This is a genomic window from Achromobacter sp., assembly GCF_057314935.1.
Genome location: NZ_DBHKZA010000015.1, coordinates 24,232 through 30,367 on the forward strand (window position 1 = coordinate 24,232; position 6,136 = coordinate 30,367).

8 protein-coding genes are annotated in these 6,136 nt (G+C 64.0%); 1 reads left to right on the top strand and 7 read right to left on the bottom strand.

Annotation, left to right across the window (positions count from 1 at the left end; translation table 11 throughout):
* Positions 1 to 89: 89 nt before the first annotated feature.
* The 7 genes from acpP to ACO6D5_RS07820 all read right to left on the bottom strand — a co-directional run bounded on the left by acpP (position 90) and on the right by ACO6D5_RS07820 (position 5,274).
* Positions 90 to 329 (bottom strand): acyl carrier protein, encoded by a 240-nt coding sequence (acpP, locus tag ACO6D5_RS07790; protein ID WP_003813816.1) that lies wholly within the window; start codon positions 327 to 329, stop codon positions 90 to 92.
* Between the two features lie 214 nt (positions 330 to 543).
* Positions 544 to 1,293, bottom strand: coding sequence for a 3-oxoacyl-ACP reductase FabG (fabG, locus tag ACO6D5_RS07795; RefSeq protein WP_315845214.1), 750 nt, complete (start codon positions 1,291 to 1,293; stop codon positions 544 to 546).
* Positions 1,294 to 1,297: 4 nt separating this feature from the next.
* A complete protein-coding gene (gene fabD, locus ACO6D5_RS07800; protein WP_315845213.1) occupies positions 1,298 to 2,233 on the bottom strand; it encodes an ACP S-malonyltransferase in 936 nt (311 codons plus the stop codon).
* A 96-nt stretch (positions 2,234 to 2,329) separates the two neighbouring features.
* Positions 2,330 to 3,316, bottom strand: coding sequence for a beta-ketoacyl-ACP synthase 3 (locus ACO6D5_RS07805; RefSeq protein ID WP_315845212.1), 987 nt, complete (start codon positions 3,314 to 3,316; stop codon positions 2,330 to 2,332).
* A complete protein-coding gene (plsX, locus tag ACO6D5_RS07810) occupies positions 3,316 to 4,383 on the bottom strand; it encodes a phosphate acyltransferase PlsX (RefSeq protein WP_315845211.1) in 1,068 nt (355 codons plus the stop codon). Before plsX ends, ACO6D5_RS07805 begins: the two co-directional genes overlap by 1 nt.
* Before the next feature lie 59 nt (positions 4,384 to 4,442).
* Positions 4,443 to 4,625, bottom strand: coding sequence for a 50S ribosomal protein L32 (gene rpmF / locus ACO6D5_RS07815; protein ID WP_006218037.1), 183 nt, complete (start codon positions 4,623 to 4,625; stop codon positions 4,443 to 4,445).
* A 52-nt stretch (positions 4,626 to 4,677) separates the two neighbouring features.
* A complete protein-coding gene (locus tag ACO6D5_RS07820) occupies positions 4,678 to 5,274 on the bottom strand; it encodes a YceD family protein (RefSeq protein WP_006223821.1) in 597 nt (198 codons plus the stop codon).
* Positions 5,275 to 5,505: 231 nt separating this feature from the next.
* Between ACO6D5_RS07820 and ACO6D5_RS07825 the strand changes: the two genes are divergently transcribed.
* Positions 5,506 to 6,108 (top strand): Maf-like protein, encoded by a 603-nt coding sequence (locus ACO6D5_RS07825; RefSeq protein WP_485825061.1) that lies wholly within the window; start codon positions 5,506 to 5,508, stop codon positions 6,106 to 6,108.
* Positions 6,109 to 6,136: the final 28 nt, after the last annotated feature.

Consider the following 6,136-nt stretch of genomic DNA (forward strand, 5'->3'; position numbering starts at 1 on the left):
CGCACGCGGACCACACGGCAAATTCCTGAAACCGCCCCGTTTCCCGGTTGGCCCCGACAGTCGGGCAACCGGAAGGATATAGGCTGAGCTTACTGCTTACCGTGCGAATTGATGTAGTCAATCGCTTGTTGCACGGTCGTGATCTTTTCGGCCTCTTCGTCGGGGATCTCGGTCTCGAATTCGTCTTCGAGCGCCATGACCAGTTCGACCATGTCGAGCGAATCGGCACCGAGGTCGTCAAGGAAGGAGGATTCGTTCTTGATCTCGGCTTCGTTCACGCCAAGTTGTTCAGCGACGATCTTCTTGACGCGCTGTTCGATGCTTTCCATGCAGATCTCCAATTGGGAAAAATCCCGCGAATTATAGCCAAGCGTAGAGGAAAGCAACGCCTGGCCGTGACAAAAATAACACCGCGCACATGTTCTGTCGCCCATCAGGGCGCAGGAATACCGGTATGCGGCGTTTCCGGATGAACTGCGCGCAGCCTCGCTGGTTGCCCGGCGGCGGCGCGGCGGCCTAGGCCGCCCGCGCGCAATTCGTGATTTATTGCATGTACATCCCGCCGTTTACGTGCAGGGTGGTGCCGGTAATGTAACCCGCTTGCGGCCCGGACAAAAAGGCCACCGCATGGGCGATGTCTTCAGGCGAGCCCAAACGGCCCAGCGGAATCTGCTGCAGCAGGGCCGTGGTCTGGCTTTCAGCCAGCGCACGCGTCATATCGGTGTCGATGAAGCCCGGCGCCACGCAGTTCACGGTGATGTTGCGGCTGCCCAACTCGCGGGCCAGCGCGCGCGACATGCCCGACACGCCCGCCTTGGCGGCCGCATAGTTGGCTTGGCCGGCGTTGCCGCTGGAACCCACCACGGACGTGACGTTGATGATGCGTCCCCAGCGGGCTTTCATCATGCTGCGCAGCACGGCGCGCGACAGGCGGAAAACGGAGGTCAGGTTCGTGTCCAGCACGGCCGACCAGTCATCGTCCTTCATGCGCATTGCGAGCGTATCGCGGGTGATCCCGGCATTATTGACGAGGATGTGCGGACCGCCGCCTTCCTTGCCCAACGCGTCGATCAACGCGTCGCAGGCGTCGGCGTCAGTCACGTTCAGCACCACGCCGCGGCCGCCGGACGGCGCCAGGGCTTCGGTGATGGCGGCTGCGCCCGATTCGGACGTGGCGGTGCCCACGACGGTTGCGCCGCGCGCAGCCAGTTCCTGGGCGATGGCGCGGCCGATGCCGCGCGTGGCGCCGGTCACCAGCGCGATCTTGCCCTGCAGTTCGATCGAGTTGTCCATGTCTTTAATTTCCGTTAACGGCGGCCAACGCGGCTTCAAGCGACGCGGGATCGGTGATGGCCAGGCCGGTAAGTTCGGGATCGATGCGCTTGGTCAGGCCAGCCAGCACCTTGCCGGGGCCGCACTCGATGATGTGCGTGACGCCTTGCGCCTTCATCGCGCGCAGGGTTTCCACCCAGCGCACAGGATGCCATGCCTGCCGCACTAGCGCATCCCGGATTGCCCCGGGTTCCGTGGGCGACGCCACGTCGACGTTGTTGATGACGGGGATCTGCGGCGCCGAGACGTTGACACCGGCCAGCGCGCCGGCCAGCACGTCGGCGGCGGGCTTGAGCAGGCTGGAGTGAAAGGGCGCGGATACCGGCAGCAGCAGCGCGCGCTTGGCGCCCGCGGCCTTGGCCAATTCGCAGGCGCGCTCAACGGCGGCCTTGTGCCCCGCGATCACCACCTGCGCCGGCGCATTGAAATTCACGGCTTCGACGATTTCGCCTTGGGCGGCTTGTGCACACGCAGCGCGCACGGCGTCGTCGTCCAGGCCCAGGATGGCGGCCATGGCGCCGGTACCGACCGGCACGGCGGCTTGCATGGCGTCGGCGCGCACGCGCACCAGGCGCACGGCATCTTCAAGCGCCAGCGAACCGGCGGCGGTCAGCGCGGCGTACTCGCCCAGGCTGTGGCCGGCCACGACGTCCGGCTTGCGGCCGCCGGCGGCTCGCCAGGCGGCGTAGAACGCCACGCCGGCAGTCAGCATCGCCGGCTGGGTATTGGTGGTCAGGTTGAGCTGCTCCACCGGGCCCTGGGCGATCAGCGCGCCCAGATCCTGCCCCAGGGCTTGCGAAGCCTGCGCCACGGTGTCCGTGACGGCGGCGACGTCCGACCAGGCATCGAGCATGCCGACAGCTTGCGAACCTTGGCCAGGGAAGACAAATGCGATTTTCATGATTGACCGGTTGGATTGATTCAGTGTCTGTGTGGAATGTCAGGCGCGCTCTCCGGGCAGCGGCGGCGCAAGCGCCGCCCTGCCCCGGGCGCACCCTTACATGCGGGCGAGTACCGAGCCCCAGGTGAATCCGCCGCCCACGCCTTGCATCAGAATGAGCTGGCCCGGCTTGACGCGGCCATCGCGGCGCGCGGCGTCCAGTGCCAGCGGCACGCTGGCCGCGGAGGTGTTGGCGTGGCTGTCAACGGTAATGACGACTTTCTCGACCGGCACGGCAAGCTTGCGCGCCAGGAAGTTCAGGATGCGGACGTTGGCCTGATGCGGGATCAGCCAATCGACGTCGGCAAGCTCCACGCCGGCTTCGGCGCAGGTGTCGCGCGCCGAACGGTCCAGCACGGTCACGGCCTGCTTGAACACGGCTTGGCCGTCCATGCGCAGGAACGGATCGCCCGTCACGTCGCCATAGGCCACGTTGCCCGCGGCGCTCAGGATTTTCATCTGGCTGCCGTCGGCATGCAGCTGCGCGGCCAGGATGCCCGGCTCGTCGGAAGCCTTCAGCACCACGGCGCCTGCGCCGTCGCCGAACAGCACGCACGTGCTGCGGTCGTTCCAGTCCAGGATGCGCGAAAAGACTTCCGCGCCGATCACCAGGGCGCAACGGGCGCGGCCTGCGCGGATGAAGCTGTCGGCGGTGGTCAGGGCGTAGACGAAGCCGCTGCACACGGCTTGCACATCGAACGCCGCCGAGCCCTTGGCGCCCAGGTTAGCCTGCACCAGGCAAGCCGTGCTGGGAAACACGAAATCAGGCGTGGACGTGGCCACGACGATCAGGTCGATTTCGGAGGCGTCGACCCCAGCATCCGCCAACGCGCGGCGCGAAGCCTCGGTGGCCAGCTGGCTGGTCGTGACGCCGCGTTCGGCCAGATGGCGCTGACGGATGCCCGTGCGCTCAACGATCCATTCATCGGACGTGGCGATGTCGCGCGTCGCCAGCTCCGCTGCCAATTCGTCATTCGAAACCACGCGTTCCGGCAGGAAGCTGCCGGTGCCCGCGATTGCGGAATATTTCATTGCGGTATCCATCAAGCGGTGTCCCCAGCCACGTTCCGCGAAGGCGCTGCGGCGCCCTCGCCCGATTGAACGCGCTTGGTAATCTGAGCGACCGTCTGAGCGGTGCGCTCCAGCAGTTTACTCACTACGGCTTCGCGAGCTCGTTGCAACGCAAAACCGTAGGCGTAGACATCCGCGGAACCATGGCTCTTGATGACGACGCCACGCAGGCCCAGCAACGCGGCGCCGTTATAGCGCCGGTTGTCGACGCGATTGCGCAGACGGTTGAGCACCGGCTTGGCGATGGCGCCGGCCAGCAGGGTGACGATGTTGCGTTTGAACTCTTCGCGAATGATGCTCGACAGCATCTTCGCCAGCCCCTCGACGGACTTGAGCACGACGTTGCCGACGAAACCGTCGCACACGACGACGTCGACCGTGCCCTTGAAGATGTCGTTGCCTTCCACGTTGCCGTAGAAATTCAACGGGCTGCCGCGCAGGAGCTCTGCAGCTTCCTTGACGACTTCGTTGCCCTTGATGACTTCTTCGCCGATGTTGAGCAAGCCCACAGAGGGGTTCTCACGATGGTCCACCGCCTGCGACAGCGCGGCGCCCATGATGGCGAATTGCAGTAGGTGCTCGGCCGAGCAGTCCACATTCGCCCCCAGGTCCAGCACCGTGGTGGCGCGGCCCGTCTGGTTCGGTATGGACGTGGCGATCGCGGGGCGGTCAATGCCGTCCAGCGTTTTGAGCACGTAGCGTGAAATGGCCATCCACGCGCCCGTGTTGCCTGCGGAAACGCAGGCGTCGGCGCGCCCGTCCTTGACGGACTGGGCGGCCAGGCGCATGGAGGAGTCTTTTTTGCGGCGCAGGGCGACCTCGACCGGGTCGTCCATGGTGACGACTTCGGAAGCCGCCACGATTTCCATACGATCACGCGCAACGCCGCGGTGCTCGGAGAGCGCCGCTTCGATGGCGTCGGGAAGCCCGACCAGCAATAGCCGGGTATCCGGAAATTGCCGGGCGAACTCGATCGCAGCCGGAATCGTGACGGGCAGACCGAAGTCTCCGCCCATGCAGTCTATGGCGATGCGTATCACGGGTGCCAGGTATCAGCGCTCAGCCGAATTGGTCCGAGTACGAGTTCGGCCCGGGGGCCTTATTCGTCGGCCTTGGTCTTCAGGACCTTGCGGCCGCGGTAAAAGCCGTTGGGGCTGATGTGGTGACGCAGGTGCGTTTCACCGGTGTTCGGCTCGATGGCGGTCGACGGGGCAACCAGAAAATCGTGCGAACGGTGCATACCGCGCTTGGAGGGGGACTTCTTGTTTTGTTGAACGGCCATGATGACTCCTAGAAACGGGGCGCATTGTACGCGATGCGGCCCGATGTTGATCTCAATCTTTGTGCTTCAGTTGTTCCAGCACCGCAAACGGCGACGGACGCTTGACAGCGGGCTCATCAAGAGCATCGCTGACTTTGGCCTGCGCGCCCGGGCATACTTCATGCTTGGGCACATACGGAACGCTCAGAATGAGCTCATCTTCGATCTGGGCCAGCAGATCAAAATGATGCGAACCGACCACCTTTTCAGGTTGGTTGGACACAAAACCATTTCCTTCTTCGTCTTCATCGTCCTCGTCGGCATGACCATCGGTGTAATCACCGTTGGTAAAACCATCGTCGAGATCGGCTTCGGACTTGACCAGCTGCAAGAGGACTTCGCTATCGACGGGGTACACGAACGGCGCATTGCACCGCTGACATACCAGCACCGGGTTGGCCTGCACGTGAACGTGCAGGAGGGGCCGGCCAAGCAACAGACCAGACTTGCCCACCTCACCGCGCACGGACCACGTCACAAGCCCGGCATCGCCCAGCGGTTGTTCGGGTAACCCTTCAACCGCGCGCGAAAACCGCACAAGAGGTATGGTGCCATGCGCTTCCTTGCCACTATGGGCAAATGCGAATGCATCGATGCGCTTAATGATCAATCCTTTGCATTTACGGGTCTTTGCGATGGATCACGTGTTTGCCAACTCCCGGAACTTCCAGAACAAAACGTCCAGAACAAAACGTCCAGAACTTCCAGTTTCGGGCCGGGTAGGCCCAGCGTGACACCTAGCGTGACGAGAACGCGCCCCGAAATTGGGTGCCCGTTCACTGCAAAAATCCCGCAAAACGTTAGATAATACTGCGACTTACGCTTTAACGTCAAATATCGCATGCCTTCCAAGCCTAGCCTGATCCTCGCGTCCAGCTCGCGTTACCGCAAAGAACTGCTGTCCCGCCTGCGCCTGCCCTTTACGGCCATTTCCCCCGATGTAGACGAAACGCCACACCCTGGTGAAACGCCTGCCGCGCTGGCCCTTCGGCTGTCGGTCGCCAAGGCCCTGGCCGTGGCGGAACAGCACCCCGGCAGCCTCGTCATCGGGTCGGATCAGGTTGCCACCGTGGACGGCCAGCCGATCGGCAAACCAGGGGACTTCCTGCGCGCCCAGACGCAATTGCGGGCACTGTCCGGGCAACTCGTGGAATTCCACAGCGCATTGGCGGTGACGGATGGCCAACGGGTGGAAAAAGCCGACATCGTCACGCGCTGCCGTTTCCGGCAACTGTCGGACCACGCCATCGACGCCTATCTGCGTGCCGAGGAACCCTACGATACCGCAGGCAGCGCCAAGGCGGAAAGCCTGGGCATCGCCCTGATGGAGAGCATCCAGAGCGACGACCCCACCGCCATCATCGGCCTGCCGCTGATCGAGCTGACGCGCATGCTGACGCGGTTCGGCCTGGATCCGCTGGACGCGCCGGGAGCCACGGCATGAGCCGCCCGGCCGTCCCGAAGGCTCATGA

Excerpts from the sequence above, each read along its gene's own strand:
- acpP (WP_003813816.1), bottom strand. The coding sequence starts at position 329 with ATGGAAAGCATCGAACAGCGCGTCAAGAAGATCGTCGCTGAACAACTT.
- fabG (WP_315845214.1), bottom strand. The coding sequence starts at position 1,293 with ATGGACAACTCGATCGAACTGCAGGGCAAGATCGCGCTGGTGACCGGC.
- fabD (WP_315845213.1), bottom strand. The coding sequence starts at position 2,233 with ATGAAAATCGCATTTGTCTTCCCTGGCCAAGGTTCGCAAGCTGTCGGC.
- ACO6D5_RS07805 (WP_315845212.1), bottom strand. The coding sequence starts at position 3,316 with ATGGATACCGCAATGAAATATTCCGCAATCGCGGGCACCGGCAGCTTC.
- rpmF (WP_006218037.1), bottom strand. The coding sequence starts at position 4,625 with ATGGCCGTTCAACAAAACAAGAAGTCCCCCTCCAAGCGCGGTATGCAC.
- ACO6D5_RS07825 (WP_485825061.1), top strand. The coding sequence starts at position 5,506 with ATGCCTTCCAAGCCTAGCCTGATCCTCGCGTCCAGCTCGCGTTACCGC.